The sequence below is a fragment of the Marinithermus hydrothermalis DSM 14884 genome, from assembly GCF_000195335.1.
Classification (GTDB): Bacteria; Deinococcota; Deinococci; order Deinococcales; family Marinithermaceae; genus Marinithermus; species Marinithermus hydrothermalis.
Window position 1 is genome coordinate 1,699,681 of the sequence record NC_015387.1, and the last position, 25,929, is coordinate 1,725,609.

Annotated in this window: 46 protein-coding genes; 6 read left to right on the forward strand and 40 right to left on the reverse strand. The window is 67.4% G+C overall.

What is annotated here, in order from left to right; all coding sequences use genetic code 11:
* Nucleotides 1-10: 10 nt before the first annotated feature.
* The 4 genes from MARKY_RS08460 to MARKY_RS08475 all read right to left on the reverse strand — a co-directional run bounded on the left by MARKY_RS08460 (nucleotide 11) and on the right by MARKY_RS08475 (nucleotide 3,061).
* Complete coding sequence (locus MARKY_RS08460; RefSeq protein WP_148230418.1) at nucleotides 11-220, reverse strand: hypothetical protein; 210 nt, start codon at nucleotides 218-220, stop codon at nucleotides 11-13.
* Between the two features lie 144 nt (nucleotides 221-364).
* A complete protein-coding gene (ccsA, locus tag MARKY_RS08465) occupies nucleotides 365-1,105 on the reverse strand; it encodes a cytochrome c biogenesis protein CcsA (protein ID WP_013704465.1) in 741 nt (246 codons plus the stop codon).
* Nucleotides 1,102-2,319 (reverse strand): glutamyl-tRNA reductase, encoded by a 1,218-nt coding sequence (gene hemA, locus MARKY_RS08470; RefSeq protein ID WP_013704466.1) that lies wholly within the window; start codon nucleotides 2,317-2,319, stop codon nucleotides 1,102-1,104. Before hemA ends, ccsA begins: the two co-directional genes overlap by 4 nt.
* A 40-nt stretch (nucleotides 2,320-2,359) precedes the next feature.
* Nucleotides 2,360-3,061 (reverse strand): uroporphyrinogen-III synthase, encoded by a 702-nt coding sequence (locus MARKY_RS08475; RefSeq protein WP_013704467.1) that lies wholly within the window; start codon nucleotides 3,059-3,061, stop codon nucleotides 2,360-2,362.
* 77 nt (nucleotides 3,062-3,138) lie between these two features.
* Here MARKY_RS08475 and speB point away from each other — a divergent pair, with 77 nt between their 5' ends.
* Both speB and hemW read left to right on the forward strand, forming a co-directional pair.
* Nucleotides 3,139-4,011, forward strand: a complete 873-nt coding sequence (gene speB / locus MARKY_RS08480; RefSeq protein ID WP_013704468.1) for an agmatinase — start codon at nucleotides 3,139-3,141, stop codon at nucleotides 4,009-4,011.
* Between the two features lie 5 nt (nucleotides 4,012-4,016).
* Nucleotides 4,017-5,120 carry a radical SAM family heme chaperone HemW gene (gene hemW, locus MARKY_RS08485; RefSeq protein ID WP_041658388.1) on the forward strand — a complete coding sequence of 368 codons (1,104 nt, stop codon included), beginning with the start codon at nucleotides 4,017-4,019 and terminating at the stop codon, nucleotides 5,118-5,120.
* Here the strand turns inward: hemW and MARKY_RS08490 are convergent.
* The 3 genes from MARKY_RS08490 to MARKY_RS08500 are packed head-to-tail and all read right to left on the reverse strand — an operon-like array spanning nucleotide 5,117 to nucleotide 7,720.
* Nucleotides 5,117-6,214 (reverse strand): 5-(carboxyamino)imidazole ribonucleotide synthase, encoded by a 1,098-nt coding sequence (locus tag MARKY_RS08490; protein ID WP_013704470.1) that lies wholly within the window; start codon nucleotides 6,212-6,214, stop codon nucleotides 5,117-5,119. The genes hemW and MARKY_RS08490 overlap by 4 nt on opposite strands.
* Complete coding sequence (gene purE / locus MARKY_RS08495; RefSeq protein WP_013704471.1) at nucleotides 6,211-6,708, reverse strand: 5-(carboxyamino)imidazole ribonucleotide mutase; 498 nt, start codon at nucleotides 6,706-6,708, stop codon at nucleotides 6,211-6,213. The genes MARKY_RS08490 and purE overlap by 4 nt, the downstream gene beginning before the upstream one ends.
* Nucleotides 6,709-6,751: 43 nt before the next feature.
* Nucleotides 6,752-7,720, reverse strand: coding sequence for an alpha/beta hydrolase (locus tag MARKY_RS08500; RefSeq protein ID WP_013704472.1), 969 nt, complete (start codon nucleotides 7,718-7,720; stop codon nucleotides 6,752-6,754).
* A gap of 53 nt (nucleotides 7,721-7,773) precedes the next feature.
* Between MARKY_RS08500 and MARKY_RS08505 the strand changes: the two genes are divergently transcribed.
* From MARKY_RS08505 to MARKY_RS08515, 3 genes are all read left to right on the forward strand, one after another.
* The gene (locus MARKY_RS08505) at nucleotides 7,774-8,265 is read left to right on the forward strand and encodes a redoxin domain-containing protein (RefSeq protein ID WP_013704473.1); all 492 of its coding nucleotides are present in this window, start codon (nucleotides 7,774-7,776) and stop codon (nucleotides 8,263-8,265) included.
* A 1-nt stretch (nucleotide 8,266) separates the two neighbouring features.
* On the forward strand, nucleotides 8,267-9,295 hold the full coding sequence (locus MARKY_RS08510; protein ID WP_013704474.1) for a zinc-binding dehydrogenase: 1,029 nt from the start codon (nucleotides 8,267-8,269) through the stop codon (nucleotides 9,293-9,295).
* 82 nt (nucleotides 9,296-9,377) lie between these two features.
* On the forward strand, nucleotides 9,378-9,590 hold the full coding sequence (locus MARKY_RS08515; protein WP_013704475.1) for a YgaP family membrane protein: 213 nt from the start codon (nucleotides 9,378-9,380) through the stop codon (nucleotides 9,588-9,590).
* A 36-nt stretch (nucleotides 9,591-9,626) separates the two neighbouring features.
* Here the strand turns inward: MARKY_RS08515 and MARKY_RS08520 are convergent, their stop codons facing one another.
* Nucleotides 9,627-9,980 carry a hypothetical protein gene (locus MARKY_RS08520; protein ID WP_041657994.1) on the reverse strand — a complete coding sequence of 118 codons (354 nt, stop codon included), beginning with the start codon at nucleotides 9,978-9,980 and terminating at the stop codon, nucleotides 9,627-9,629.
* A gap of 90 nt (nucleotides 9,981-10,070) precedes the next feature.
* Between MARKY_RS08520 and MARKY_RS08525 the strand changes: the two genes are divergently transcribed.
* Nucleotides 10,071-10,631, forward strand: coding sequence for a LabA-like NYN domain-containing protein (locus MARKY_RS08525; RefSeq protein WP_013704477.1), 561 nt, complete (start codon nucleotides 10,071-10,073; stop codon nucleotides 10,629-10,631).
* Here MARKY_RS08525 and MARKY_RS08530 read toward each other — a convergent pair.
* From MARKY_RS08530 to rpsJ, 32 genes are all read right to left on the reverse strand, one after another.
* Nucleotides 10,628-11,146: a ribonuclease FAU-1 family protein gene (locus tag MARKY_RS08530; RefSeq protein WP_041657995.1), complete on the reverse strand. Its 519-nt coding sequence runs from the start codon at nucleotides 11,144-11,146 to the stop codon at nucleotides 10,628-10,630. The genes MARKY_RS08525 and MARKY_RS08530 overlap by 4 nt on opposite strands.
* A gap of 67 nt (nucleotides 11,147-11,213) precedes the next feature.
* A complete protein-coding gene (gene rplQ, locus MARKY_RS08535) occupies nucleotides 11,214-11,570 on the reverse strand; it encodes a 50S ribosomal protein L17 (protein WP_013704479.1) in 357 nt (118 codons plus the stop codon).
* Between the two features lie 4 nt (nucleotides 11,571-11,574).
* Complete coding sequence (locus tag MARKY_RS08540; RefSeq protein WP_013704480.1) at nucleotides 11,575-12,528, reverse strand: DNA-directed RNA polymerase subunit alpha; 954 nt, start codon at nucleotides 12,526-12,528, stop codon at nucleotides 11,575-11,577.
* A 14-nt stretch (nucleotides 12,529-12,542) separates the two neighbouring features.
* Nucleotides 12,543-13,160: a 30S ribosomal protein S4 gene (gene rpsD / locus MARKY_RS08545; protein WP_013704481.1), complete on the reverse strand. Its 618-nt coding sequence runs from the start codon at nucleotides 13,158-13,160 to the stop codon at nucleotides 12,543-12,545.
* Nucleotides 13,161-13,172: 12 nt separating this feature from the next.
* On the reverse strand, nucleotides 13,173-13,556 hold the full coding sequence (gene rpsK / locus MARKY_RS08550) for a 30S ribosomal protein S11 (RefSeq protein WP_013704482.1): 384 nt from the start codon (nucleotides 13,554-13,556) through the stop codon (nucleotides 13,173-13,175).
* An 81-nt stretch (nucleotides 13,557-13,637) separates the two neighbouring features.
* Nucleotides 13,638-14,018 carry a 30S ribosomal protein S13 gene (rpsM, locus tag MARKY_RS08555; RefSeq protein ID WP_013704483.1) on the reverse strand — a complete coding sequence of 127 codons (381 nt, stop codon included), beginning with the start codon at nucleotides 14,016-14,018 and terminating at the stop codon, nucleotides 13,638-13,640.
* A 14-nt stretch (nucleotides 14,019-14,032) separates the two neighbouring features.
* Nucleotides 14,033-14,146, reverse strand: a complete 114-nt coding sequence (gene rpmJ, locus MARKY_RS08560; RefSeq protein WP_013704484.1) for a 50S ribosomal protein L36 — start codon at nucleotides 14,144-14,146, stop codon at nucleotides 14,033-14,035.
* A 10-nt stretch (nucleotides 14,147-14,156) separates the two neighbouring features.
* Complete coding sequence (gene infA, locus MARKY_RS08565) at nucleotides 14,157-14,375, reverse strand: translation initiation factor IF-1 (protein ID WP_013704485.1); 219 nt, start codon at nucleotides 14,373-14,375, stop codon at nucleotides 14,157-14,159.
* 9 nt (nucleotides 14,376-14,384) lie between these two features.
* On the reverse strand, nucleotides 14,385-15,137 hold the full coding sequence (gene map, locus MARKY_RS08570) for a type I methionyl aminopeptidase (protein WP_013704486.1): 753 nt from the start codon (nucleotides 15,135-15,137) through the stop codon (nucleotides 14,385-14,387).
* Nucleotides 15,137-15,691: an adenylate kinase gene (locus MARKY_RS08575; RefSeq protein ID WP_013704487.1), complete on the reverse strand. Its 555-nt coding sequence runs from the start codon at nucleotides 15,689-15,691 to the stop codon at nucleotides 15,137-15,139. Before MARKY_RS08575 ends, map begins: the two co-directional genes overlap by 1 nt.
* Nucleotides 15,692-15,703: 12 nt before the next feature.
* Nucleotides 15,704-17,023: a preprotein translocase subunit SecY gene (secY, locus tag MARKY_RS08580; protein WP_013704488.1), complete on the reverse strand. Its 1,320-nt coding sequence runs from the start codon at nucleotides 17,021-17,023 to the stop codon at nucleotides 15,704-15,706.
* A gap of 1 nt (nucleotide 17,024) precedes the next feature.
* Nucleotides 17,025-17,510 carry a 50S ribosomal protein L15 gene (gene rplO / locus MARKY_RS08585; protein ID WP_013704489.1) on the reverse strand — a complete coding sequence of 162 codons (486 nt, stop codon included), beginning with the start codon at nucleotides 17,508-17,510 and terminating at the stop codon, nucleotides 17,025-17,027.
* Entirely contained in the window at nucleotides 17,507-17,692 is a 186-nt protein-coding gene (gene rpmD, locus MARKY_RS08590) for a 50S ribosomal protein L30 (RefSeq protein ID WP_013704490.1), read from the reverse strand. The genes rplO and rpmD overlap by 4 nt, the downstream gene beginning before the upstream one ends.
* Nucleotides 17,692-18,162, reverse strand: coding sequence for a 30S ribosomal protein S5 (gene rpsE, locus MARKY_RS08595; RefSeq protein WP_013704491.1), 471 nt, complete (start codon nucleotides 18,160-18,162; stop codon nucleotides 17,692-17,694). The genes rpmD and rpsE overlap by 1 nt, the downstream gene beginning before the upstream one ends.
* 11 nt (nucleotides 18,163-18,173) lie before the next feature.
* Nucleotides 18,174-18,512, reverse strand: a complete 339-nt coding sequence (rplR, locus tag MARKY_RS08600) for a 50S ribosomal protein L18 (RefSeq protein ID WP_013704492.1) — start codon at nucleotides 18,510-18,512, stop codon at nucleotides 18,174-18,176.
* A 10-nt stretch (nucleotides 18,513-18,522) separates the two neighbouring features.
* Complete coding sequence (gene rplF / locus MARKY_RS08605; protein WP_013704493.1) at nucleotides 18,523-19,065, reverse strand: 50S ribosomal protein L6; 543 nt, start codon at nucleotides 19,063-19,065, stop codon at nucleotides 18,523-18,525.
* Between the two features lies 1 nt (nucleotide 19,066).
* On the reverse strand, nucleotides 19,067-19,462 hold the full coding sequence (gene rpsH, locus MARKY_RS08610; protein WP_013704494.1) for a 30S ribosomal protein S8: 396 nt from the start codon (nucleotides 19,460-19,462) through the stop codon (nucleotides 19,067-19,069).
* Nucleotides 19,463-19,531: 69 nt separating this feature from the next.
* On the reverse strand, nucleotides 19,532-19,717 hold the full coding sequence (locus tag MARKY_RS08615) for a type Z 30S ribosomal protein S14 (protein ID WP_013704495.1): 186 nt from the start codon (nucleotides 19,715-19,717) through the stop codon (nucleotides 19,532-19,534).
* Between the two features lie 9 nt (nucleotides 19,718-19,726).
* Nucleotides 19,727-20,275 (reverse strand): 50S ribosomal protein L5, encoded by a 549-nt coding sequence (gene rplE / locus MARKY_RS08620; RefSeq protein WP_013704496.1) that lies wholly within the window; start codon nucleotides 20,273-20,275, stop codon nucleotides 19,727-19,729.
* An 8-nt stretch (nucleotides 20,276-20,283) separates the two neighbouring features.
* Nucleotides 20,284-20,607, reverse strand: coding sequence for a 50S ribosomal protein L24 (rplX, locus tag MARKY_RS08625; protein WP_013704497.1), 324 nt, complete (start codon nucleotides 20,605-20,607; stop codon nucleotides 20,284-20,286).
* Nucleotides 20,607-20,975 carry a 50S ribosomal protein L14 gene (gene rplN / locus MARKY_RS08630; RefSeq protein ID WP_013704498.1) on the reverse strand — a complete coding sequence of 123 codons (369 nt, stop codon included), beginning with the start codon at nucleotides 20,973-20,975 and terminating at the stop codon, nucleotides 20,607-20,609. The genes rplX and rplN overlap by 1 nt, the downstream gene beginning before the upstream one ends.
* Complete coding sequence (gene rpsQ, locus MARKY_RS08635; protein WP_013704499.1) at nucleotides 20,972-21,265, reverse strand: 30S ribosomal protein S17; 294 nt, start codon at nucleotides 21,263-21,265, stop codon at nucleotides 20,972-20,974. The genes rplN and rpsQ overlap by 4 nt, the downstream gene beginning before the upstream one ends.
* 5 nt (nucleotides 21,266-21,270) lie before the next feature.
* Nucleotides 21,271-21,468 carry a 50S ribosomal protein L29 gene (gene rpmC, locus MARKY_RS08640; protein WP_041657996.1) on the reverse strand — a complete coding sequence of 66 codons (198 nt, stop codon included), beginning with the start codon at nucleotides 21,466-21,468 and terminating at the stop codon, nucleotides 21,271-21,273.
* Nucleotides 21,455-21,880: a 50S ribosomal protein L16 gene (rplP, locus tag MARKY_RS08645; protein ID WP_013704501.1), complete on the reverse strand. Its 426-nt coding sequence runs from the start codon at nucleotides 21,878-21,880 to the stop codon at nucleotides 21,455-21,457. The genes rpmC and rplP overlap by 14 nt, the downstream gene beginning before the upstream one ends.
* On the reverse strand, nucleotides 21,867-22,610 hold the full coding sequence (gene rpsC / locus MARKY_RS08650) for a 30S ribosomal protein S3 (protein ID WP_013704502.1): 744 nt from the start codon (nucleotides 22,608-22,610) through the stop codon (nucleotides 21,867-21,869). The genes rplP and rpsC overlap by 14 nt, the downstream gene beginning before the upstream one ends.
* Nucleotides 22,600-22,941 (reverse strand): 50S ribosomal protein L22, encoded by a 342-nt coding sequence (rplV, locus tag MARKY_RS08655; protein ID WP_013704503.1) that lies wholly within the window; start codon nucleotides 22,939-22,941, stop codon nucleotides 22,600-22,602. The genes rpsC and rplV overlap by 11 nt, the downstream gene beginning before the upstream one ends.
* Nucleotides 22,942-22,952: 11 nt before the next feature.
* On the reverse strand, nucleotides 22,953-23,234 hold the full coding sequence (gene rpsS, locus MARKY_RS08660; protein WP_013704504.1) for a 30S ribosomal protein S19: 282 nt from the start codon (nucleotides 23,232-23,234) through the stop codon (nucleotides 22,953-22,955).
* Nucleotides 23,235-23,244: 10 nt separating this feature from the next.
* Nucleotides 23,245-24,075, reverse strand: coding sequence for a 50S ribosomal protein L2 (gene rplB, locus MARKY_RS08665; protein ID WP_013704505.1), 831 nt, complete (start codon nucleotides 24,073-24,075; stop codon nucleotides 23,245-23,247).
* A 9-nt stretch (nucleotides 24,076-24,084) separates the two neighbouring features.
* Nucleotides 24,085-24,375: a 50S ribosomal protein L23 gene (locus tag MARKY_RS08670; protein ID WP_013704506.1), complete on the reverse strand. Its 291-nt coding sequence runs from the start codon at nucleotides 24,373-24,375 to the stop codon at nucleotides 24,085-24,087.
* Nucleotides 24,372-24,995 (reverse strand): 50S ribosomal protein L4, encoded by a 624-nt coding sequence (gene rplD / locus MARKY_RS08675; RefSeq protein ID WP_013704507.1) that lies wholly within the window; start codon nucleotides 24,993-24,995, stop codon nucleotides 24,372-24,374. Before rplD ends, MARKY_RS08670 begins: the two co-directional genes overlap by 4 nt.
* Nucleotides 24,995-25,615 carry a 50S ribosomal protein L3 gene (gene rplC, locus MARKY_RS08680; RefSeq protein ID WP_013704508.1) on the reverse strand — a complete coding sequence of 207 codons (621 nt, stop codon included), beginning with the start codon at nucleotides 25,613-25,615 and terminating at the stop codon, nucleotides 24,995-24,997. The genes rplD and rplC overlap by 1 nt, the downstream gene beginning before the upstream one ends.
* Complete coding sequence (rpsJ, locus tag MARKY_RS08685; RefSeq protein WP_013704509.1) at nucleotides 25,612-25,929, reverse strand: 30S ribosomal protein S10; 318 nt, start codon at nucleotides 25,927-25,929, stop codon at nucleotides 25,612-25,614. Before rpsJ ends, rplC begins: the two co-directional genes overlap by 4 nt.

Consider the following 25,929-nt stretch of genomic DNA (forward strand, 5'->3'; position numbering starts at 1 on the left):
GACACTCCCCCTAGTACGACCGGGCCTGCACCTTGGCCTTGGGTAAGGGCTCAGGGTCGAGGCGGGCAGCCCACGCCCTCAGGCGGTGGGCCAGGCGCTGGCGGAGTGAGGGTCCTCGGGCCCACCGCTCGATCTGGGCCTCGCGGCGGTAGCCCTCGAGCTTTTCCCGGGCCAGCGCTTCAGCCGCGTGGAGTTGCCACGCTTGGATCTCCCACATCATGCACCCCCTTGAGCTAAATTATAAAGCATTAATTTATAGATTGTCAAACGAAGGTTTACATACATTGACGGCGCGTGGAAAACAACCGGCGCCCGGCGGATCCGCCGGGCGCCTCCCATACCCCATCGAGGCTGCACGCGGCCGCTACGAAGGGTGCCGCCCCCCCAACAAAGGCGCCCCTAAAAAGGTAAACAAGAGCATGCCGTACACCAACAACCACGCCCCCAGCCGCCCCGACCACCTTAGCCCCCCACGCGCGAGCAGGTAAAGCGTCAACAAACTCCAGGTCGCCAGCGTCGCGACCTCCTTCGGGTCCCAACTCAACGCACTCCCCCACCACCCCCACGCCCAGGCCATCCCGGTGAAGGCCCCCGCCGTGTACGCCACATACCCCACGCGCAGGTAGGGCAGCTCGAGGCGGCGGAGCGTCACCAAAGGCGGGATGAACCGCGCCCGCCAAGGCGCCACCCTCAAGGTCCGGTCCTGCAACACCCCGAGCAGCCCCGCCACGAACGCGATCGTTAAGGCCACATACGCCACCAAAAAACTACCCGCGTGCACCACCACGAGCAGAACGGGCAGCGGGGTCCCAACACGATCCGCGTAGTGCAGGCTCGCCAGCGTCAAGAAGAGGGCGAGGGCGTACGCGTACCGCACGAACGGACGAAGCCGGGGCCGCCACGCGTAAAAACGCGCGGCGAAGATCACGCCCGCACTCATCACCAGCCCTGCCTGAAACGGGTTCCCGAGCAGCGTACCGTGCACCCACGCGTACAAGCCCGCTGCGAGCACCAGCCCCGCCGCAGCCCACACGGCTAGCCCCCACCCCCGCAACAAATCCGCGAGCAGGGCCAGGACCGAGACCGCCACCAGCCCCAGGATCATCGCTGCGGCAACGCTTGCTCGAGCCGCAACCCCACCTCAGGATCCTTCGCCAACTGGATCAGGGGGTGCGTCGCCTTGCGCACCACCCGGTGCACGAGCCGCCGCACCGCCGCCACCTCCTCCGGCGTTAGATCCTTCAGCTTGCCGCGCAACAAGCTCGCCAGCTCATCCGCCGCAAGCGCCTCCAACCCCTGCCGCACGGCCCGGATCCGCTCCCGCGACCGGTGTCCCGCGTACCACTCCAGGTAGTCCGCGATCTCCTCCTCGATGAGCGCCTCAACCCGCGGGAGCTCCTCCCGCCGCGCCTCCAGCGTCCGCTTCACCACCGCCTGGAGGTCGTCCAGGTTGTATAGGTACGCCCCCTCGACCCGGCCCACCTCCGGTTCCACGTTGCGCGGCATGCCGATATCGATCAGGAACAGAGGGGCATCCCGGCGGCTCACCACCGCCCGCACCCGACGCGCCTGCACCACGTAGTGCGGCGCGGCCGCCGAAGTGATCACGATATCCGCCCGCTCGAGGGCAGTCTCGAGGTCCTCCATGCCGTGCGCCCGACCCCCGAACCGTGCCGCTAGCTGCTCCGCCCGCGCTCGCGTGCGGTTCAGCACGTCGATTTCCCGCACCCCCCGCGCGGCCAGGTGCTCGAGTACGAGTTCCGCCATCTCTCCCGCGCCGACCACCAGCACGCGCCGACCCGCAAGATCGCCGAACACGCTCCGCGCGAGGTCCACCGCCGCGTACGCCACCGAGACCGCCCCCGCACCGATGCGGGTCTCGCTGCGGGCGCGCTTCCCCACCGCGATCGCGGCTTGGAAGGCCTGCTCCAAAAGCGGCCCGGTCGTGCGGGCAGCGCGGGCAGCCTCGAGGGCCTCCTTGACCTGCCCGAGGATCTGCGCCTCCCCCACCACCAGGCTCTCCAGGCCCGTGCTGACCCTAAAGAGGTAGCGGAGGGCCGCCACCCCTCGGTACGCGTACAACCGGTCCGGGAAATCCCCCAGGTGCTCACGAAACAACTGCAGCGGCGCGACCCGGGACGAGGCCACGTAGAGCTCAGTTCGGTTGCAGGTGGAGAGGACCACCACCTCCGCGGCCATGGGCTTCAGGCGCTCCAGCAAAACGGCGAGGCGTTCGCCGCTAACCGCCACACACTCGCGCACCCCAACCGGCGCGGTCTTATGGCTTAGTCCCACAACCCACACGTCGAGCTCTCGCATGGCGTCGCCCCTCACTACTGCAAGTGTATCCCATTCTCGCTTAGGTCATATGTCCCACGGCCTGCAGTACGCTGCGCACCCATCCCTCCAGCCCCGGGCGTTCCGGGTAAAACACCCGCGAGAACCCCGCATCCCGCGCCGCGCGCGCGGTCGTCTCCCCAATGCACGCCGCGGGCAGATCCCCCCCGACCGCGCGCACCCAAGCCCGCACCGCAGAGGGCGAGGCGAAGGCCACCGCGTCCGCCTGCCGGGCCCGCCGAGCGGCCTCAGGCGGCACCTCCACCGGCAGCGTAGTGTACACGTTCAACCGCACCACCCTAAACCCGCGCGCGCCCAGGCCCGCCTCGAGCGTTGCGTCCGCCAGCGCCGAGGCCGGGTAGAGCACCCGCCCCGCACCCGGCAGCTCCTGAGCCAACGCCGCTCCCTTCGCCCGGGAAGGCACGAACCCCGGCCGAAGCCCCGCATCCTCCAAAACCCGCGCCGTGCCCGTCCCTACCGCAGCAACCCGCAACTCCGGTCGCCCTGCGGCCACCCACGCCTCCAAAAGGACCCGCGCCCCCTCCGGGGAGGTGACCACCACCCAGTCCCACGCCTCGCCGAGCGCGGCCTCGAGCCGGTCCTGGTCCGGCCCCGGCGCGTGCGCCAGCAAAGGCAGCTCGAAGGCCGCGATTCCCAAGGCCTCGAGCCGAGCTCGAAGGGCCGCGTTCTTCCCGCGTTCCCGGGTCAGGACGACGGTCGGCATGCCCTTATTCTGCGCGTTTTCCTCCTCAGGGAGGAGGGGCCTTCGTCCTTCCGCGCAAAAGTGGTAGATTACCCAGTATGGCGGCCTTCGGTGAGGTCCAGACCCCCCTCGAACAGGCCCGGGTCGTGGTGCTCCCGGTGCCCTACGACCTCTCGCTCTCCTTCTTGCCCGGGGCGCGCAAGGGCCCCAAGGCGATCCTGGACGCCTCGGTCGAGCTCGAGCTCTTCCACGCCGAGCTGGGGATCGACCCGTCCGAGGTGGGGATTCACGCGGCGGAGGAAGTGCCTTGGGTGGCGGGGGACGCGGCGGCCTCCCACGCCCTCATCCGGGACGCGGCCCGGCGTTACCTGGAGCTCGGCCGGTTCGTGGTCGCCCTGGGGGGGGACCACTCGATCACCCACCCTCTCGTCCAGGCCCACCGCGAAGCGGTGGGGGCGTTCACCGTGCTGCACATCGACGCGCACACCGATCTCTATCCCGAGTGGCAGGGCTCGATCTACTCCCACGCCTCCCCCATCTACCGCCTGGTCCAGGAGGGGATACCGGTCGTCCAGGTCGGTCTCCGCGCGATCAGCCGTGAGTCCCTCGCCCTCATCCGCGCGCACCGCATCCCCTACTTCCCCGCGCACCGCCTGCACACCCAGGGCTGGCCCCTGCAGGAGATCCTCGACGCGCTGGGGGAGCGCGTGTACATCACCTTTGATTTCGACGCCCTCGACCCCTCGGTCATGCCCGCGGTCGGCACCCCCCTTCCGGACGGGCTCACCTACCGCGAGGCCGCGAACCTCCTCACCGCGGTCTTCCAGCACAAGGAGGTCGTGGGCATGGACTTCGTCGAGCTCAGCCCCAACGGAACCTTCCACGCGGAGATGACCGCGGCGCAGCTCGTCTACCACGCGATCGGGTGCAAGGCCCTTCAGGCCGGGTGGCTCCAACCGGAACACGAATGAACCGGGTGACCTCCCTGTACGTGCACGTCCCCTTCTGCCCCACGATCTGCCCCTACTGCGACTTCCACGTGGTGCGGCGGCACAGGGGCGTCGTGGAGGCGTACCTGCATCGCCTCGCCGAGGAAGCCCAGGCCCTGTACGCCCACCACCCCGACCCCCTCGACACCCTGTACTTTGGCGGGGGCACCCCCAGTTTTCTTCGGGACCGGGAGTTCGAGGCCCTCTTCGCCGCCCTCCCCTGGAGGCTCGCCCCGAGGGCTGAGGTCACGCTGGAAGCCAACCCCGGCACGCTGGACCCCGCGCGCCTCGAGCACCTCAAAGCCCTGGGCGTCAACCGGATCTCGATCGGCGTCCAGAGCTTCCAGGATCCGGTCCTGAAGACGCTAGGCCGCGCGCACGGCAGAAAAGGCGCGTTCCGCGCGGTCGAGCTCGCCCAGGAAGCTGGGCTTCGGGTCTCGATCGACCTGATCCTCGGTCTGCCGGGCCAAGACGTGGCGGCCGACCTTCGCGAAGCCGTCCAGCTCGAGGTGGGGCACGTTTCCGCGTACACCCTGCAGATCGAGCCGGGCACCCCCTTCGCCGTGCGGGGCCTCGAGCCCGACCCAGAACGCGAAGCGGCGGCCCTCGAGCAGGCCGAGGCCATCCTGGGCGAGGCCGGCCTGGTGCGGTACGAGGTCTCGAACTTCGCCCGCCCCGGCGAGGAAGCCCGGCACAACCAGGTGTACTGGCGCGCGGGGTTCTGGGCCGCCTTGGGGCCGGCGGCCGCCGGGCACTACCCGGCGGCCAACGAGGCGTACAGCGTGCGCACCACCAACCCGCCCCTCCCCCGCTGGCTCGCGGGCGAGCCGCCCCAGCGCGAGGCGATCCCCCCCCTGGAGCACGCCAAGGAGGCCCTGATGCTGGGGTTGCGCACGCGGGAGGGCGTGGACCTCGAGGCCCTCGAGGCGCGCACCGGCCTCATGCTCTGGCCCGCCCTCGAGCCCATCGCCGCGCGCCTCGAGGCCGCAGGGCTCCTCGAGGTCGCGGAGCGCCGCCTCCGCCCCACCCGCGCGGGGCTCATGCGGCTGCACCCGGTGATCCTAGCGCTCTGGGAGGCGCTCGAGGCCTAGGGCTCGGCCACTCCCTCAGCGCGCAGGGCGGCCAGGCGCGCCTCGAGCGTGGCCGTATCGTCCGCGCAGACTGTCACGTGCCCCAGTTTGCGGCCGGGGCGCGGGGTTTTGCCGTAGAGGTGCAGGTGTGCGCCGGGTACCCGGAGCACCGCGGCAGGCTCCGGCACCTGGCCGATCAGGTTGAGCATCGCGCTGACACCGCGCGGGGCGGTGCTCCCGAGGGGCAGGCCCGCCACGGCGCGCAGGTGGTTCTCGAACTGGCTGGTCTCGGCCCCCTCGATCGTCCAGTGGCCGGAGTTGTGCACGCGGGGGGCCATCTCGTTGGCGACGAGGCGGCCGTCGACCTGGAAGAACTCGATCGCGAGCACCCCCACGTACTCCAGGGCCTCGAGGACCCGCCGGGCGTAGACCTCGGCCGCCTCCTGCAATTCCGGCGGTGTGTCGGGCGCCGGGGCGCGCGAGAGGCGCAGGATGCCGGCCTCGTGGCGGTTCTCCACCAAAGGGTAGAAGGCGCACGTACCGTCCTGGGCGCGCACCGCGAGGATCGAGACCTCCCGCCCAAACGGCACGAACCCCTCCAGGATCAAGGGCGCGCCGCCGAGCGCTGCCCACGCGGCCTCCACGTCCCCCGCCTCCCGCAGCACGCGCTGCCCCTTCCCGTCGTACCCCAACCGGCGGGTCTTGAGCACCGCGGGTAGTCCCACGCGCGCCACCGCCTCCTCGAGGTCCGCCCGGGTGTGCACCGGCACAAAGGGCGGGGTGGGGATCCCCAACCGCTGGAAGCAGGTCTTTTCCGCGAGGCGGTCCTGCGCCACCTCGAGGGCCGCGGGCGGCGGCCGGACCGCGACCCGCTCCGCGAGGAAGCGCGCCGCTGCGACCGGCACGTTCTCGAACTCGTAGGTCACCACGTCCACCCGCGCCGCGAGCTCCGCGAGGGCCTCCGCGTCGTCGTAGGCCGCCACGAGCTGCACGCTCACCGGGCGGGCGGGGGCCTCGGGGTTCGGCTCGAGCACCACGCACTCGAGCCCCAGCGGATGTCCCGCGAGGGCGAGCATGCGCCCGAGCTGCCCGCCGCCCAGGATCCCGACCCTCACGGGCGCCCCTCCCGGGGGTCCGGGTGCGCGAGGACGTCGGCCGTCTGCTCCTTGCGGAAGGCCTTGAGGGCCTGCTTGATCTGGGGGTATTTGTTCGCGAGGATCGCCGCGGCCAACAGTCCCGCGTTCTTCGCACCGCTCGGCCCGATCGCGAGGGTCCCCACGGGCACGCCGCCCGGCATCTGCACGATGGAGAGGAGCGAGTCCAACCCCTTAAGGGCCCGCGACTCCACGGGTACCCCCAGAACGGGCAGGGTGGTCTTGGCCGCGACCATGCCCGGCAGGTGGGCCGCCCCGCCCGCTCCCGCGATGATCACCTCGAGGCCGCGGGACTCCGCGGTCTCGGCGTACTCGAAGAGCAGATCCGGCGTGCGGTGCGCGGAAACCACCCGCACCTCGTGGGGCACCCCGAGCCGCTCCAGCACCTCGACCGCGTGCCGCATCGTCTCCCAGTCCGATCGTGAACCCATGATTACGCCAACGAGAGGCCGCATCGTACCGGATTCTACCAAGGTCCCCCTGGGCCCCAGACGCCGGTCACCGCGTGGGCCCCAAGAGGTACCGGAGGCCCGGCTCGAGGCCTTGCTTCCAGGTCACCCAGTTATGCCCGCTGGGGCGCTCGTGGTAGGCGTGGGGGTAGGCCTTGTCGAAGAGCATCCCGGCAAACCGACGGTTCGCGCCCAACAGCCACTCGATCACGCCGGTCTCCACGTAAAAGCGCAGGGGCAGCCGTTCGGAGCGGGCGTACTGCTGGGTGAGCCACTCGGGGTCGTTGTAGGAGTCGCCCCCGTGGGGGTCAGCCTTCAGCGCAGCGGACTGCATGCCGACGAGCTGGAAGACCTCGGGGTTGCGGAAGGCCAGCCAGGCCGAGACCAAAGCGCCGAGCGACGCCCCCCAAAGCCCTCGTTCAGGGGTCGGGCCGTACTGGCGCTCCACCTCGGGGAGGACCTCCTCGAGGAGGAAGGCCTCGTAGGTGGGGTTGAACCAGTACTCCTTGCTGCGGTCCTTGGGCTCAACGAACACGATGCGCGCGGGCCGGGCTTCGCCCCGCTCGAGGAGCGCTTCGGCGACCTCGTGCAGCCGCGCGGTGCGGTAGTAGGCCACCCCGTCCTGGACGAAGAGCGTGACCTCCGGGGGCTCCGGGGGCTCGTACACGTAGTAGCGCCGGTCGGTGCCGAAGGCCTTCGAGGCGAGCTTGTAGCGGTGCACCTTGCCGCGCCGGAGGGTGGGACGGGGCGGTTCGGTGAAGGCGTGCCCGGGGAGGGTGACGGCGCGGGGGTAGCTCCACCACGGGTTCTGCGCCTCGTTGGGGTTGTCCGGGTCGGGGAAGGGCTTGCGGTGCGCGTCCATGAAGGCGTACTCCACGTACGCGCCTTCCGGGAACTCCAGCGTGACGGGGCCGGACAGGGGGATCGGGCGCTTGTTCCAATCGGTGAAATCCCCGATCAGGTAGGCCGCGCCCTCGGGAGGGACGAAGGTTACGTGGCGTCCTGACACCTCAACCATACCCCTTTAGTCTAAAGCGCTGCTTGCTAAGATGAGCCTTATAGGAGGTGCTTATGAGCTTGAAGGCGGGAGATCCGCTACCGAACGCTACCGTGCTGAGCGCGAACCTCGAGCCCGTGAACCTCCGGACGTACGCCGCGGGCAAGCCGCGGGTGATCCTCTTCTTCCCCGCGGTCTTCACCCGCGTGTGCGAGAAGGAGCTCTGCACCTTCCGGGATGATCTCGCCCGGTACAACCAGCTGGGGGCCGAGGTCCTGGGCATCAGCGTGGACCTGCCGTTTAGCCAGCAGGTCTTCGCGAAGCAGTACGGGATCCCCTTCCCCCTGTTCTCGGACTTCAACAAGGAAGCGATCCGGGCCTTCGGCGTGGTCCTCCCGGACCTCAAGGGCCTCCGCGAGCTCGCGCAGCGCGCTGTGTTCGTCGCGGACGGCGAGGGCGTGGTGCGTTGGGCGTGGGTGGCGGAGCACCCGGGCCTCGAGCCTCCCTACGCCGAGGTCGAGCGGGCGGTGCGGGCCCTGGAGTCCGCCGGGATGCAGGAGGCCTAGGATGCGGGCCATCCTTATGAACGCCCGCGGTGGGCGCGAGGTGCTGCAGTACGGGGAGGTGCCCACGCCCGAGCCCGGCCCGGGTGAGGTGCGGGTGCGGGTCAAGGCCGTCGCGCTGAACCACCTGGATGTCTGGGTGCGCCGGGGGGTGGCGAGCCCCAAACTGCCCCTGCCCCATATTCTGGGGTGCGATGTCGCGGGCGTGGTGGACGCCCTCGGCCCCGGCGTGACGGGCCTCGAGGTGGGGCTCGAAGTCGTGGTGAACCCGGGGGTGTCGTGCGGGCGGTGCGAGCGGTGCCTCTCGGGACAGGACAACCTCTGCGCGGACTACCAGATCCTCGGGGAGCACCGCTGGGGCGGGTACGCCGAGTACGTGGTGGTGCCGGCGGCGAACGTGCTTCCGAAGCCGGAAGGCCTAAGCTTCGTGGAGGCCGCGGCGGTCCCCCTTACCTTCCTCACCGCGTGGCAGATGGTGGTGGACAAACTCCAGGTGCGGCCCGGCGAGGACGTGCTGGTTATGGCTGCGGGCTCGGGGGTCTCGGTCGCGGCGCTGCAGATCGCGAAGCTCTACGGCGCGCGGGTCATCGCGACCGCCTCGAGCGAGGCCAAGCTCGAGCGGGCCCGGGCGTTGGGGGCGGACGCGGTGGTGAACTACTCGAGCCCCGAGTGGTACAAGGAGGTGCGGCGCCTTACGGGCGGTAAGGGCGTGGACGCGGTGGTGGACCACACCGGAGCGGAGTTCTGGCAGGGGGTCATCAAGGCCACCGCGAACGGGGGACGCATCGCGTTCGTGGGGGCGTCCTCGGGGTACGAGGCCGTCACGCCACTCGCGCACGTGTTTTACCGGCAGCTCACGATCTACGGCTCCACGATGGCCTCGAAGAGCCGGCTCTACCCCATCCTGCGCTTCGTGCGCGAGGGGAAGCTCAAGCCCGTGGTGGGGGCGGTGCTGCCGCTCGAGGCGGCCGCGGAGGGACACCGGCTCTTGGAGGAGCGGGCGGTGTTCGGGAAGGTCGTGCTAGAGGTGTAGCCCGCGCCAATTACCCATACCTCCTATAGGTAGGACATTTGCCCCTATAATCGGGGTGTACCTTATGGGTAGGAGGTAGGGTATGGAATGCAACGTGGGTACGACCGATCGCTTCGTCCGGCTGGTGCTGGGCGTCGTGCTGCTCCTCGCGGCCCTCACGGGCCAAGTCTCCGGCCCCGCCGGGACCGTGCTCGGCGTTATCGGCGCGGTCTTCGTCCTGACGGGAACGTTGCGCTTTTGCCCGCTCTACCGCCTTCTGGGCGTGCGCACCTGCCCCCCGCCCGAGGCCCGCTAACCGCCTGCGGCCCGGGGGGATACCCCCCGGGCTAGGCTAGAGACAGGAGGAGTTCCGCTTGTGGCTCTCGATGTACGCGAGGGCCTCCTCCACCGTGTAGACCCGCACCTTCCCCTTCGCCTCGGGATCCAGATCCACCAGGTACTGCCGCGCCCCCTGGTCCCACATCAACCGGAACAACACCTCCTTGTCCCGCCAATCCTTCGCCGCATACACCACAAGCCCCGCACCCACCTCGTACGGAATTAACGGGCGTACCTTCTCGCTGCCGGCCCGCGTGGTGAAGACCACCGCGAGCTTCCCTTCCGGACCCTGCAGGTACACCAGATCCAACGTGCCTTCCTTATCCGTACGTCCCAGGTAGTACAACGTCTGGTCCAGATGCTGCATACCCTGCATCATACCGCCCCTCCCCCCCTCCACCATCCACGCCCCTTCACTTTTGGGTGGCACACGGTATGATGAACGGGAGGGGTGAACGTGGAACGCATTGGATTATTTATTGACGGCTCGTACATATACTCCGCCGCGAAGCGCATGGGCTGGAACGTCGACCACCGCCGGGTGCTCGAGCACTTTCGCGGCGACCGCGCGCTATACAACGCGTTTTACTACGCGCCGATCACCGACCCTAACGACGAACGCCAGCTGAAATTCCTCGACGCGCTGGTCTTCATGGGGTACACGGTGCGCTCGCACGAGGTGCGGGGGGAGTCCCCCAACCTGGGAGTCTACCTGGTAACCGACCTCCTCCTCACCGCCCCCCGCTGGGAGGTGGCCCTGATCTCCAGCGGTGCCCGCGAGATCGCCCCGGCCGTCGAGGCGGTCCGCGCGATGGGCAAGGAGGTCCGGCTGCTCGGCCTGCCCGAACTCACCGACCTCGAGCTGCGCTCGAGCAGCGACCGCTTCATCGATATCCGCGAGTACCGGGAGGTGCTCGAGCGCCAGCCGGGCGGCCGCCGCGTCTACCCGGACGTCACCGCCGAGACGGAAAGCAGCACGGTGAACAACGTGCTGGACGCGCTCGAGGAAGAACTCTAGCGCGGCATCCAAGGCCGCGGGGCCTCCGGCGGACGCACCGGCCAACGTCCTGTTCGCACGTGCGCGAGCACCGCAGGGATCGCGGCTTCGGCTTGCGCGGCCCAGACCGCAGGGTAGTGGGGTTTGCGGGCCTCGAACTCCGCGCGGTCCCACACCCGGCACGCGTGATCCGCGCGGCAGCGCACGTCCAGATCCAAATCGTACTGCCAGATCCGCCCCGCCTCCAGGTTGGGCGGGGTTTGTACGTTCCAGTAGTATTCCAGAACCCGGCCCATAGCGTCCAGGTCCGGCCCTCCGGAGTACCAACGTCCAGGGAAGAAGGCTACGTAGGCCGTGTGATCGAGCCGGTACACCCGCCCCCGCGCCTCATGGTGGAACAGGCTCCCTACGGGCATGCGGGTGAGCACCCCTTCGGGGCGCACCTCGACCACCTCGGCCTCCCACCAGTAGTGCAAGGCCTCCTCAGGGTACTTGTAGAACTCCACACGCACCGTCTCGCCTACCCGGTACCGCATCCCTTGCAGTGTACCGAAACGCAAGGCGCGGCCGGCATGCCGGCCGCGCACCCCCTCCAGCAAGGGATTAATCCACCAGCTCGATGATCGCGAGCTGCGTCCCATCGCCCTTACGGCGCTCGGCCAGCTTCAGAATGCGGGTGTACCCGCCCGGCCGGTCCGCGTACTTGGGCGCGATATCGTCAAACAGCTTGCGCACCACGGTCAGGTCGTGGATGTCCCGGATCACGCGCCGGCGGGCGGCCAGATCCCCCCGCTTCGCCACGTTGATCAGGTGCTCCACGAACCCCCGCAGCTCCTTCGCCTTCGGAACGGTCGTGGTGATCCGCCCGTGCCGCAACAGCGCGGTCGCCTGATTGCGGTACAGGGCCAGCCGGTGGCTCGAGTGCCGGCCCAGCTTGCGTCCAGACTTCAGGTGGCGCATGCTCTCACTCCTTTAGCGACAAACCGTGCTCGGCAAGACGCTCCTTGATCTCCTCCACGCTGCGCTCGCCGATCCCGGGCACCTTCTTCAGTTCACGCTCGGTCAGCGCCAGGAGGTTCTCGATCGAGTCGATCCCCTCCTCCTTGAGGTTGTGCAGCACGCGGGTGGAAAGCCCCAGGTCATCCAGGGTCAACGCGGGGCGTTCCGCGGCCTCCTCCGCGCCTACAGCCTCTACCTCCGGCGCCGCCTCCACTGGCTCCGCCTCGGCCTCCGCCACCACAGCGGCCTGATCGAAAAAGCCCAGATGCTCCCGCAGGATCCCCACCGCGGACTGTAGGGCGTCCAGCGGCGAGACGGACCCATCCGTCCAGATCCGCAGGATGAGCTTGTCCAGGTCGGTGCGCTGCCCCAAGCGGGTGTCCTCGACGTGATACGCGACGCGGCGCACCGGCGAGTACAGCGCGTCCACCGGGATCGAGTTGATGCGGTCCTTGATCCCGTGCTTCTCCGCGGGCACGTACCCCACGCCCTCGTCCACCCGCACCTCCATCACCAGCTTGCCGCCCTCACCCAGCGTGGCGATGTACAGGTCCGGGTTGATGATCTCGGCGTCCGGCGGGCACTCCAGGTCACGGGCGTAGATGGTGCGGGGCCCTTCGGCGCGCAGGGTCAAGATCTTGGACCCCGGCGCGTGGAACTTCACAACGAGTTCCTTGAGGTTGAGGATGATCTGCACCACGTCCTCCTTAACCCCGGGAAGGGTGGAGAACTCGTGCAGCGCATCCTCGATGTACACGCTGGTCACCGCGGTGCCCGGGATCGAGGAGAGCAGGATGCGGCGCAAAGGGTTACCCAGCGTGACCCCGAAGCCACGCTCGAGGGGCTCGAGCACGAACTCGCCGTAATTCCCCTCCACGCGCGCGGTAAACACCGGGGTTTTGGTCTTCGTGGTCTCCAAAAGAACCCCTCCTCTTACCTGGAGTAGTACTCGATCACCAGCTGCTCGTTCACCGGGATCGCGAGCTCATCCCGCTCCGGCAGCCGCACGAACTTCCCGGTCATGGTCTCCGGGTCGTACTCGAGCCACATCGGCAGCTTCCGGCGCTTGGCCGCCTCGGCGTTTTCCTGGAAGACCACGAGTTTCTTGCTGCGCTCCGCGACCGAGATCACGTCCCCGGGCTTGACGCGGTAGCTGGGGCGATCCACCCGCTTGCCGTTCACGAGGATGTGCCGGTGCACCACGAACTGGCGGGCCTGGCGACGGGTGGTGGCGATGCCCAGACGGAAGACCACGTTGTCCAGGCGGGACTCCAGCAGCTGGAGGAAGACCGTGCCCGTCACGCCCTTCTTGCGGGTGGCTTCCTCGAAGAGGTTACGGAACTGCTTCTCGTTCAGGCCGTACAGGTAGCGCAGCTTCTGCTTCTCGCGGAGGCGCACGGCGTAGTCGCTCGGGCGACGGGAACGCCGCTGGCCGTGCTGCCCCGGCGGGTACGGACGCCGATCCATGTAGCGCTGGACCTTCTCGGTCTCAGCGATGTTGATGCCCAAACGGCGTGCGATTCTTACGACTGGACCACGGTAACGACCCACTTCCTTCCTCCTTTACGCACGCTTCCGCTTCCGGGGACGGCAGCCGTTGTGCGGAACCGGGGTGTCGTCGACGATCGAACGGACCTGAAGACCCGAAGCCTGCAGGGCACGGATGGCCTGCTCGCGGCCCGCGCCGGTGCCCCGCACGATCACGTCCACCTGGGTCATGCCGTAAGCCTGCGCTTTTTTGGCCGCGTCGATCGCCGCGAGCTGCGCGGCGTACGGGGTGCCCTTGCGGCTCCCCTTGTACCCGATCACCCCACCGCTGGACCACGCGATCGGGTTCCCCTCGGGGTCGGTAATCGTCACGATGGTGTTGTTGTAGGTCGCGTGGATGTACGCCTTGCCGTGCGCGACCTGCCGCTTGACCTTCTTCCTGGATGTTCTCTTGGCCATACTCTCCTCCTAAGGAGTATCAACTGGCCCCTAAAGGCACAACTCCCTAAGTTTACGCACTCGAGCGCATCCCCGCAAGGCTTACTTCCGCGGCGCCTTCTTCTTACCAGCCACGGTCTTACGCGGCCCCTTGCGCGTGCGCGCGTTGGTCCGGGTGCGCTGGCCGCGCACTGGAAGCCCCCGGCGGTGACGCAGCCCCCGGTAGCAGCCGATGTCCATCAAGCGCTTGATGTTCGCCTGCACCTCAGCGCGGAGCTCCCCCTCGAGCTTCCAGGTGTTCTCCACGTACTCGCGCAGCTTAACCACTTCCTGGTCGGAAAGGTCCTTCACGCGCACCGAGGGGTCGATCCCCGTCGCCTCGAGGGCCTGCTTGGCCCGGGTGCGCCCGATGCCGTAAATGTAGGTCAGCGCGATCTCGACGCGTTTGTTGCGCGGAATCTCCACACCAGCGATACGAGCCATACTTCCTCCCTAACCTACCCCTGGCGCTGCTTGTGCTTGGGGTTCTCGCAGATCACGTACACCCGCCCGTGCCGGCGGATCACCTTGCACTTGTCGCAGATCTTCTTGACCGAAGCACGCACCTTCATCGCCACTCCCTCACTTTCGGTAGATAATCCGTCCCTTGGTCGGATCGTAGGGAGAGATCTCCACCACGACGCGGTCGCCAGGAAGGATGGGGATGTAGTGCATCCGCATCTTACCGGAGATATAGGCCAGGATCTCCAGCCCGCTGTCCAGCTTCACCCGGAACTGGGTGTTCGGCAACGCCTCCTCTACCACGCCTTCCGCTCGAATGGTGTCCTTACCCTTCGCCACATCCCCTCCCTACAGGATGCCCGTCAGCAACCGGGGTCCGTCCTCGGTGATCGCCACGGTGTTCTCGTAGTGTGCGGCCAGGTTCCCGCGACCCGCGGTGGCCGTCCAACCATCCTCCAATACTACAACAGGTGCGGGGTGCAGGGTGACCATCGGCTCGATCGCGAGCACCATGCCGGGGCGCAGCTTGGGTCCGGTCCCGGGCCGCCCGTAGTTCGGCACCTGCGGGTCCTCGTGAAACCGCGCGCCGATCCCGTGCCCCACGAACTCCCGCACCACCCAAAACCCCGCGGCCTCCACGTGAGCCTGCACCGCCGCGGCCACGTCCCCCACGCGGTTCCCCACCTGGGCCGCGTCCAGCGCCTTCCAGAAGGCTTCCTCCGTCACCCGAACCAGCCGCTCGGCCTCCGCGCTCACCGCGCCGATCGGGTAGGTGCGCGCCATGTCCGCGGCGTACCCCTTGTAGAAGAGGCCCACATCGATCGAGAGGAGATCCCCCTCCTTGAGGGGCTCCTCGTCGGGAATCCCGTGCACGACCACGTCGTTCTTGGAGGCGCAGATCACCGCGGGAAACCCGTGGTACCCGAGAAACGCGGGCTTCGCGCCGCGCTTGGCGATCGCCTTGCGCGCGATGCGATCCAGCTCGCGCGTGGTCACGCCGGGACGGACGGCCGCCTCCACCTCGGCCAGCACCTCGGTCAGCAGGCGGCCCGCCTCCGCCATCACCTCGAGCTCGTCCCGGCTTTTGAGCGTGATGGCCACTAGAGCGCCTCCCGGATCCGGCGGTACACCTCATCCACCGTGCCCACGCCGTTCGCCCGCACCAGCACGCCCCGCGCCGCGTAGTAATCCACGAGGGGCTGGGTTTTTTCCGCGTACACCTCGAGGCGGCGGCGTACCGTCTCCTCGTTGTCGTCCGAGCGCCCTTCGAGCTCCGCGCGCTTCAACAACCGCGCTACGAGCTCCTCCGTGGGTACCTCGAGGAGCAACGCCTTATGAATGGGCGCGCCGAGCGTCTCGAGAAGGCGGTCCAGCGCCTCAGCTTGCGCGGTGGTCCGGGGGAAGCCGTCAAAGATCGCCCGCACCTCGGGCATTTGCTCGAGCTCCTCCTTGATGATCGCGAGGATGAGCTCGTCCGGAACCAGGTCCCCCCGGTCCATGATGGGCTTGACCTTGCGGCCCAGCTCGGTACCTTGGGCGACGTGCGCGCGCAGGATATCCCCGGTGGAGATCTTCTTGAGGTTCAGGTCCTGCGCCAGCCGGGCGGCTTGCGTTCCCTTACCCGCGCCGGGCGGCCCCAAAAAGATCAGCACCATAGGCTCGCTCACCTAGAACCGCCCCCTTCCACGGATGCGCCCCTTGGAGAGGAAACCCTCGTAGTTGCGCAGCATCAGCTGGGACTCGATCTGGCGGAGGGTGTCGAGGGAGACGCCCACCACGATGAGCAGCCCGATCCCGGAGAAGGCCAGCGTCTGGACCTGGGTCAGGTTCTGGATGATCTGGGGCAAAGCGGCAACCAACCCGAGGAAAAGGGCCCCCCACAGCGTGAGGCGGGTCACGATGTGCTCGAGGAACTTCACCGTGGGTTCACCAGGGCGCACGCCCGGGATGAACCCGCCGTACTCGCGCAGGTCAGAGGCGATTCGGCGTGGGTCGAACTGCACCGCGGTGTAGATGTAGGTGAAGACGATGACGAGCAGCACCTCGATGGAGAGGCCCCAAAAGCCCCGCGGGTTAAAGAAGTTCGCGATCGCCTGCGCGACCGGGGAGTCGCTAAACGGCGCGGTGAGGAAGATCGGGATCTGCAGAATGGCCGCGGCGAAGATGATGGGGATGACGTTCGCGGCGTTCAGTTTGATGGGGATGTAGGTGGCCTGGCCGCCGTAGACACGGCGCCCGACCACTTTACGCGCGTACTGCACGGGGATGCGCCGCTCGGCCTGGGTGAACGCGGCCATACCCGCGAAGGCCAGGATCAAAAAGGCCAGGAAGAACAGGATGTTCAGGATGCCGAGCTCCCCGGTCCGTACCAGCTGGAAGGTGCTCAGCAGCTGCGGGATCCAGACCGCAACGATCCCGGCGAAGATGATCAGGCTGGTCCCGTTCCCGATCCCGTACTCGGTGATCCGTTCCGCCATCCAAAGGAGTAGGGCGATCCCGGCCACCTGGGTGACCACCACCACGAAACGGAAGAACCACCCCGGCTCCCAGCCCGGCAGGAGGAACTGCCCGCCCTGCGACTCGAGGAAGGCGACGGCGAGGAAGAACCCCTGGAAGGCCCCGAGCGCGATGCCCCCGATCCGCGTGTACTGGTTGATGATCCGGCGGCCTTCCTCACCCTCCCGGGAGAGTTTTTCGAGCTGGGGCACCACGGTCACGAGGAGCTGCATGATGATGGCCGCGGTGATGTAAGGCATAATCCCCAGGGCGAAGATCGAGAACTGCTCGAAGTTTCCCCCGGAGAAGAGGTTGATGATGCCGAACACACCACCGGCCTGGGTGCCCAAGAACTCGCGCACCCGGGCTACGTCCACCCCCGGCGTGGGGATGGTGGTCCCCAGCCGGTAGGCGGCGAGCACCAGGAGGGTGAAGAACATGCGCTGCCGGAGTTCGGGGATCAGGAAGGCATCCCTAAACGCCCGGAGCATGTTACGCCTCCTCGGTCTTCTGCTGGCCCAGCAGGATCACCTCGCCCCCCGCGGCCTTGATCTTCTCGACCGCGGAGGCGGAGAAGGCATGCGCGCTGATCGTGTATGCCGCGCTAACCTCGCCCCGGCCCAGCACCTTCACCGGCCGTTCTGCCTTGCGGATCAGGCCGGCCTTCGCCAGGACCTCGGGCGTCACCTCGCCCCCCTCAGGGAAGCGCTCGGCCAGCCGGTCCAGGTTCACGATCTGGTACTCCACGCGAGGGATCGCGCCCGGCACCTGCCCCCGCATGCCCCGCTTGGGCAGGCGCATCAGGAGGGTGGAGCGGCCGCCCTCGAACTTGGCGGGGTTCTTCAGCCCGCCAGAACGAGACTTCTGCCCCTTGTGCCCCCGGCCCGCGGTCTTACCGTGGCCGCTCGCGATCCCGCGCCCCACACGCTTCTTGCGCTTGACCGCACCCTTGTTCGGACGGAGATCCGTGAGCTTCATTCCTTCACCTCAACGATCTTGACCAGGTGCTGCACCTTACGGATCATGCCCCGGATCGCCGGGTTGTCCGGCAACTCCCGCTCGCGGTTCAGCTTGGTGAGCTTCAAGGCCCGAAGGGTAGCCTTCTGGTCCTTCGCGTACCCGATGGGGCTTTTCACCAGCTTGACCCGGATGGTGCCCATCAGACGACCTCCTTCCTCAGCCGCCGCACCTCGTCCCAGGTCTGGAGCTGCTTCAAGGCCTCGATGGTCGCGTACGCCACGTTGATCGGGTTGCGGCTCCCCAGCTCCTTGGTCAGGATGTCCGTGACCCCCGCGAGCTCCAGGATCGCGCGGGGTACCGCGCCCGCGATCACGCCGGTACCGGGCGCCGCCGGGCGCAGGAGCACCCGAGTCGCCCCGTACTCCACCTCGATCTCGTGCGGAATGGTGCCGTTCTCGATCGGCACCTCGATCAGGTTGCGGCGGGCCACGTACTGCGCCTTCTGCACGGCGAGCGGCACCTCCTTGGCCTTACCGAGCCCCACGCCCACACGGCCCTGCCGGTCCCCCACCACGACCAGGGCCCCGAAGCGGAAGCGGCGCCCGCCCTGGTAGGTCTTGGCCGTGCGGCGGATCAGGATCATCTTTTCTTCGAAATCGGTCTCCGGCATGTCTCCTCCCTTTAGAACTCGAGCCCACCTTCGCGGGCGCCTTCCGCCAGGGCTTTCACCCGGCCGTGGTACTTGAACGGCCCGCGGTCGAAGACCACCTTGGTAATGCCTTTTTCCAGCGCCTTCTTGGCGATGTCCTCGCCGACCTTCCGGGCCACCTCGGTCTTGGTGCCCGAGAGCTTCAGCGCGAGGCTCGAGGAGGCCACCAGGGTGTGCCCCTTCTCGTCATCGATGATCTGCGCGTAGATGTGCTTCAAGCTACGGTGCACGCTCAGCCGAAGGCGCCCGGAGCGCTTGATCTTGTTGCGCGTGCGGAACTTACGACGCTCGTACGCGGTAAGCCTCGACATGGTCTACCCCCTACTTGGTGGTGCCGGCCTTACCCGGCTTGAGGCGGAGGACTTCGCCTGCGTACCGGATCCCTTTGCCGTGGTACGCGTCCGGCGGTCGAATCGCGCGGATGTTCGCAGCCACCTGCCCCACGAGCTGCTTGTCGATCCCGGAGACGCGCAGCTTGGTGGGCTCGGGCACCTCGAAGGTGATCCCCTCGGGCGGCTCCACCACGACCGGGTGGCTAAACCCGATGTTCAGCTCGATGTTCTTCCCGGCGAGCTTCGCCCGGTACCCGATCCCTTTGATCTCGAGCTCCTTCACGAACCCTTTGGAGACGCCCTCCACGGCGTTCGCGATCAGGGTTCGGGTCAGGCCGTGCAGGCTCTTGTGCCGACGGCTGTCGGTCGGGCGGGTCACCCGCACCACGTTGTCCTCCACGACCACCTTGAGGTCCGGATCCACCGGCACGACGAGCTCACCCTTCGGTCCCTTGACCTTCACCTTGCCGGTCTGGACCTCGATGGAGACGCCCTGCGGCAGCTGGATGGGTTGCTTGCCAATGCGGGACATCTTACCACACCTCGCAGATCAGCTCGCCGCCCACACCCAGGCGACGGGCCTCGCGGTCCACCAGAACGCCCTTGGACGTGGAGAGGATCGCGATCCCCAGACCGCGGCGCACCACGGGCACCTCCTTCGCCGCGACGTACACGCGCCGGCCGGGCTTGGAGATGCGCCGAATGTGCTTGATCACCTGCTCGCGGCGCGGGCCGTACTTAAGCGCGAGGCGCAGGTACGGCTTGCCGTCCACGTCCACCTTCTCGTAACCCTTCAAGAACCCCTCCCGCACGAGGATCTTCACGATCTCTTCCTTGAAGCGGGAGGCCGGGACGTCCACGGTGTCCTTGTACACCATGGTCGCGTTCCGGATCCGGGTCAGCATGTCCGCAATCGGGTCACTGAGCATATTTCCTCTCTCCTTTTATGCGCCGTGCGTCACGAGCGGTCTCGAGGGAACCCCCTCGACCGGACCTCGCTACCAGCTGGCCTTCCGCACCCCCGGGAGCTGGCCCTTGTGCGCGAGCTCACGGATGCAGATGCGGCACAGCCCGAAGTAGCGGTACACCGAGCGGGCGCGCCCACACCGGTTGCAGCGGGTGTACGCCCGGACCTTGAACTTCGGCTTCCTCTTCGCCTTCTCGATCAGCGCTTTCCTCGGCATAACACTCCCTTACTTCCGGAAGGGGAAGCCCAAGAGCTCCAAGAGGGCCCTGGCCTCCTCGTCGGTCTTGGCGGTAGTCACCACCGCGATATCCATGCCTCGAGTCGCGTCCACCAGGTCGTAGGTGATCTCGGGGAAGATCAGCTGCTCGCGGATCCCCAGGTTGTAGTTGCCCCGGCCGTCAAACCCGTTCGGGTTGACCCCGCGGAAGTCGCGGATGCGCGGCAGGGCCACGTTCAAGAGTTTCTCCAGGAAGATCCACATCCGGTCCCGGCGGAGCGTGACCTTGAGGCCGATGGGCATTCCCTTGCGGATCTTGAAGTTCGAGACCGACTTCTTCGCCCGGGTGATCACCGGCTTCTGCGCGGTGATGAGGGCCAGTTCCTCCGCCGCCTTCTCCAGGATGCGGCTGTCGTCCCGGGCCTCGCCCAGCCCCTGGTTGATCACGACCTTCTCCAAGCGCGGCACGGCCAGCGGGTTCTCGTAGCCGAACCGCTTCATCATCTCGGGGCGGACTTCTTCGTAGTACTTCTTCTTCAGCGCAACTTCCAGCGGCATACTTCACCTCACCCGTCGAGGGCGGCCCCACACCGGTGGCAGACCCGCACCTTCGTGCCGTCCTCGAGGATCTTCTTCTTCACCCGCACCGGGTGGCCGTTCGGGCAGACCGGACGCACCTTAGCCGCGTGCAGGGGCGCTTCCATCTCCCGGAACCCGCCCTGGGGGTTGTCCGGCGTGGGGCGCACCGCTTTCTTCACGATGTTCACGCCTTCCACCAGCACGCGGAACTTCTTGGGGTACACCGCGATCACCTTCCCGGTCTTGCCCCGGTCCTTTCCGGACACCACGATCACGGTGTCGCCCCGCTTCACGTGCAACTTGGGCCGCATTACAGCACCTCCGGAGCCAGCGACACGATCTTCATGTACTTCTTCTCGCGCAGCTCGCGCGCCACCGGGCCAAACACGCGCGTTCCGCGCGGCTCACCCTGGTTGTTGATGATCACCGCGGCGTTCGTGTCGAAGCGGATCGCGCTGCCGTCCGGCCGCTTAACCTCTTTCTTGGTGCGCACGACCACGGCCTTCACCACATCCCCTTCCTTCACCACGCCCCCGGGGATGGCCTCCTTCACCGAAGCGACGATCACATCCCCCACGCTGGCGTAGCGGCGGAAGGACCCCCCGAGCACCCGGATGCACATGATCTTCCGGGCGCCGGTGTTGTCCGCAACCTCGAGCATCGTCTGAGGCTGAATCATGCCTTACCACGCTCCTTGCGCAGGCGGTAACGCTCCACCACGTCCAGCCGCCCTTCCTCCAGGCGCCGCACCACGCGCCACTTCTTGCGCTTGGAGATGGGGCGGGACTCCACGATCTCCACCACGTCGCCCACCTTGTAGGCGTTCTCCTCGTCGTGAGCCAGGTATTTCTTGGAGCGCTTGACGACCTTCCCGTAGAGGGGGTGGGCGAACTGCCGCTCCACCAGCACCGCTACGGTCTTGTCCATCTTGTCGCTCACGACCACACCGGTGAGTACCTTCTTCGGCATCTAGATCACCTGATCCCCAGTTCCTTCTCGCGCAGGATGGTCAGAAGCCGCGCGATCTCCCGCTTGGTCTCGCGAATCCGGTGGTTCTGGGAGAGCTGCCCGATCGAGGCCTGGAAACGCAGCTCCATCAGCTCGCGCTTCTTCTCCTGCACCCGCTTCCGGATCTCGGCAGGCGAGAGCTTGCGGATCTCACTGGGCTTCATCGTAGGCATCGCGCTTCACCACCTTGGTCTTGATCGGCAGCTTGTGCCCAGCCAAGCGGAACGCCTCCCGGGCCTGTTCCTCCGTGACCCCGGCCACCTCGAACATCACCCGGCCCGGCTTGACCACGGCCACCCAGCCCTCGACGTTACCCTTACCCTTACCCATGCGGACCTCGAGGGGCTTTTTGGTGTAGGGCTTGTCGGGGAAGATCCGGATGAAGATCTTCCCGCCACGGCGGAAGTGGCGCACCATAGCCACACGGGCCGCCTCGATCTGCTGCGAGGTGATCCAGGCCGGCTCGAGGGCCACCAGGCCGTAATCCCCGAAGGCCACGTAATCCCCACCTTTGGCAGTACCGCGCAAGCGACCGCGGTGCTGCTTCCGGTACTTGAGGCGTTTAGGCATCAGCATCTTCGGACTCCTTCTTCACACGGCGACGCACCGTCGGGCGACGCCGACGCGGACGCTCGGTCTCCGCCTTGGGCGAGGGCTTCGCCGCGGTCTTCTGGCGGCCGATCACCTCACCCAGGAAGATGTACGCCTTCACCCCGAGGACCCCGTAAGTGGTCCAGGCGAGGGCGAAACCGTAGTCGATGTTAGCACGAAGCGTGTGCAGCGGCACGCGACCCAGCGCAGCCCACTCGGTCCGGGCCTGTTCCGCACCGCCGATCCGGCCCGAGACCACGACCTTGGCCCCCTGGGCCCCGGCCTCCATCACGCGCTGCACGGCCTGCTTGATCGCGCGGCGCACCGCGAAGCGGCGCTCGATCTGCTCGGCCACGCGCTGGGCCACGAGCGGCGCGGACAGGTTGGGGTTGGGCACCTCCTGCACGTTCAGGGAGATGGTGCGGTTGGGGAAGCGCTTTTGCAGCTCCGCGCGCATGCGCTTGATCGTCTCGCCCCCACGCCCGATGATCACGCCGGGCTTCGCGGCGTGCACCGTCACCGAGACGTTATCCGCCGCGCGCTCGATGTCGATGCGGGCGATGCCCCCGTGGTAGACCTCCCGCGTGATCAGCTCGCGGATGATCCGGTCCTCCACGAGCAAGGCCGCGTAGTCCTTCTTGCCCGCGTACCAGCGGGACTCCCAATCCCGGGTGATGCCCAGACGGAAACCAATCGGGTTGATCTTATTGCCCATTGCGTTCCTCCACGATGATCGTGATGTGGCTGGTGCGCTTCTTGATGATGTCCGCCCGTCCCCGAGCCCGCGGCAGGATGCGCTTGAGCGCAGGCCCCTCGTCCACGTACGCGGCCTTCACGTAGAGGGCGTCCTCCAAGAGGTTGTGGTTGTTCACCGCGTTCGCCACAGCGCTCTTCAGCACCTTGCGCACCGGCCGTGCAGCGCGCTTGTTCAGGTAACGCAGCAGAACGTCCGCCTCCTCCACGCTCTTGCCGCGAATCAGGTCCACGACCAGCCGGACCTTTCGAGGAGACATGCGCACGTACCTGGCAACGGCTTTGGCCTGCATCAGTCGCCTCCTTACTTCTTCTTCGTGGCCTTGGCGTCCTTGCCGTGGCCCCGGTAGGTGCGGGTCGGCGCGAACTCGCCCAGCTTGTGGCCCACCATGTTCTCGGTGATGTAGACCGGCACGTGCTGCTTGCCGTTATACACGGCGATGGTGTGCCCAACCATCTCCGGAACGATGGTGGAGCGGCGGCTCCAGGTCTTGATGACCCGCTTCTCGCCCTTCGCGTTCAAAGCCTCGACCTTCTCCAGGAGGTGGTCGTCAATGAAGACACCTTTTTTCAAGCTGCGCGGCATACTTCACCTCTCACGACTTCCGCCGGCTAATGATGAACCGGTTGGAGGGCTTCTTCTTCTTACGGGTCTTGCGCCCCTTGGTCTGCCACCCCCAAGGCGAGGCCGGAGGACGACCGCGCGGCGCCCGGCCCTCACCACCACCGTGCGGGTGATCCACCGGGTTCATCGCGGCACCCCGCACGTGCGGCTTGCGGCCCAACCAACGGCTGCGGCCCGCCTTGCCCAGCACGATGTTCTTGTGGTCCGCGTTCCCCACGGTACCCACGGTGGCGTAGCACTCCGCGTGGATCTTGCGCAGCTCCCCCGAGGGCAGGCGAAGGATCACGTAATCCCCCTCGCGCCCCTGGATCTGCGCGCTGGTCCCCGCCGAGCGCGCGATCTGCGCCCCCTTGCCCGGCTCGAGCTCCACCGCGTGGATCACGGTACCCACGGGGATGAACCGCAACGGCAGCGCGTTCCCCACCTGGATGGGAGCCTCCGGACCGGCCACGACCTTCATACCCGGCTTGAGCCCGTCCGGCGCGATGATGTACCGCTTCTCGCCGTCCACGTAGTGCAACAGCGCGATGCGGGCCGAACGGTTCGGGTCGTACTCGATCGCGGCCACCTTGGCGGGAATGCCGGCCTTATCCCGGCGGCGGAAGTCGATGATGCGGTACAGCCGCTTGTGCCCACCCCCACGGAAACGCGCGGTGATGCGCCCCTGGTTGTTGCGCCCACCCGTCTTCTTCAGGGGTTCGGTCAGGGACTTCTCCGGGCGCTTCTTCGTGATCTCGGAGAAGTCCGCGACGGTCATGAAGCGGCGGGAGGGGGTGTACGGACGGAACTTCTTCACACCCATGATTCACCTCTAGATCAGGCCTTCCAGGGCCTCGATCTTCTGGCCCTCGGCCACGGTCACGATGGCTTTCTTGCGGTCCGGCCGCTTGCCGAGGAACCGGCCCAGGCGCTTCTTCTTCCCCCGGACGTTCGCGATGTTGACCTTGACCACCTTGACGTTGAACGCCTTCTCAACCGCGTTCTTGACCTCGGTCCGGTTCGCGTCGGGGTGCACCCAGAAGGTGTACTTCCCCGCAGCGTACTGCGCGTAAGCCTTCTCGGAAAGCACCGGGGCCAGGATCACGTCGAACGGGGTCTTCATGCTTCACCTCCAGCGCCGATGCGCTCGAGGGCCAGCTTCAAGGCCGCCTCGTCGAGCAGCAAGCGCTCGTGGCGCAGGATGTCGTAGACGTTCAGGCCCTCCGGCTCGAGGACGCTGGCCCAAGGGAGGTTGCGCGCCGCGCGGCGCACGAGCTCGTTCTCGGTCACGACCAGCACCGTCTCGCTACCGTCCAACCCGTTCGCCTTCGCCCAAGCCAGGAACTCCTTGGTCTTGCCGTTCACGCCCTCGAAGGCCTCGACCACGAGGAGCTTCTCCTCCTTGGCCCGGTCGGCGATGGCCATCGCGAGCCCCAGCTTACGCACCTTCTTGGGGAGGGTGTAGCTGTAGTCGCGCGGCTTGGGCCCGAAGACCGTGCCGCCCCCCACGAAGATCGGCGCCCCGCGGTCGCCGTGACGCGCACGACCGGTGTGTTTTTGCGGGTAGAGCTTGCGGCTCGAGTAGGCCACCTCGCCCCGGGTCTTGGTCGAGGCGGTCCCCCGGCGGCGCTTGGCAAGCTGCCACCGCACCACCTCGTAGAGGACGTGCGGGTTGATCTCCTCGGGGAGGTTGACCTGCACCTCCTTCTTGCCCGATTTCGAGATCACGGGAAGCGTGTACATCACTTAGCCCCCTTCACGGATTCACGCAGGATGACCAGGCCACCGTTCGGCCCAGGAACGGCGCCTTTCACGAGGATGAGGTTCTCCTCGGCGATCACGTCCACCACCTCGAGGTTCTGCACGGTCACCCGCTCGGCCCCGTAGCGGCCCGCCATCTTCTTGCCCTTGTAGACGCGGCCGGGGGTCTTGCGCTGCCCGATGGAGCCGGGGTGGCGGTGGATGCGGTGGGCGCCGTGGGAGTCCGGACCGCCGGCGAAGCCCCAGCGCTTCATCACGCCGGTAAAGCCCCGCCCCTTGGAGATTCCGGTCACGTCCACCCGTTCACCGGGCTGGAAGATCGAAACCGTGACCACGTCCCCCTCGGGGTTGAAGCCGCGGATCTCACGCAGGTACCGCACCGGCTCGACCCCGGCTTTTTCGAAGTGCCCCTTCATGGGTTTGTTGACCCGCTGGGGTTTTTGAGGGAGGAAGCCGAGCTGCACCGCTTCGTACCCGTCTTTTTCCACGGTGCGGCGCTGCACCACGGGGCAGGGGCCCGCGAGGATGACCGTGACCGGGATGGCCCGGTCATCCTTCCAGATCTGGGTCATGCCGATCTTGGCGCCGAGGATGCCTTTCACCGCCCACCTCCGATGGTCTTGATCTCGATCTCCACGCCGGTGGGGAGGTCCAGGGTCATCAGGCTTTCGATGGTCTTCTTGTTGGGGTTGAGGATGTCCACCAGGCGGTTGTGGGTGCGGATCTCGAAGTGCTCGCGGGAGTCCTTGTGCTTAAAGGGCCCGCGAAGCACGGTGAAACGACGCACCCGGGTCGGCAGAGGGACCGGCCCCGACACCTGCGCGCCGCTACGCCGCACGGTCTCCACGATCTTCTGCGCCGAGGCGTCCAAGCTCTTGTGATCGAATCCCCTGAGCTTGATGCGAATCTTCGGCAT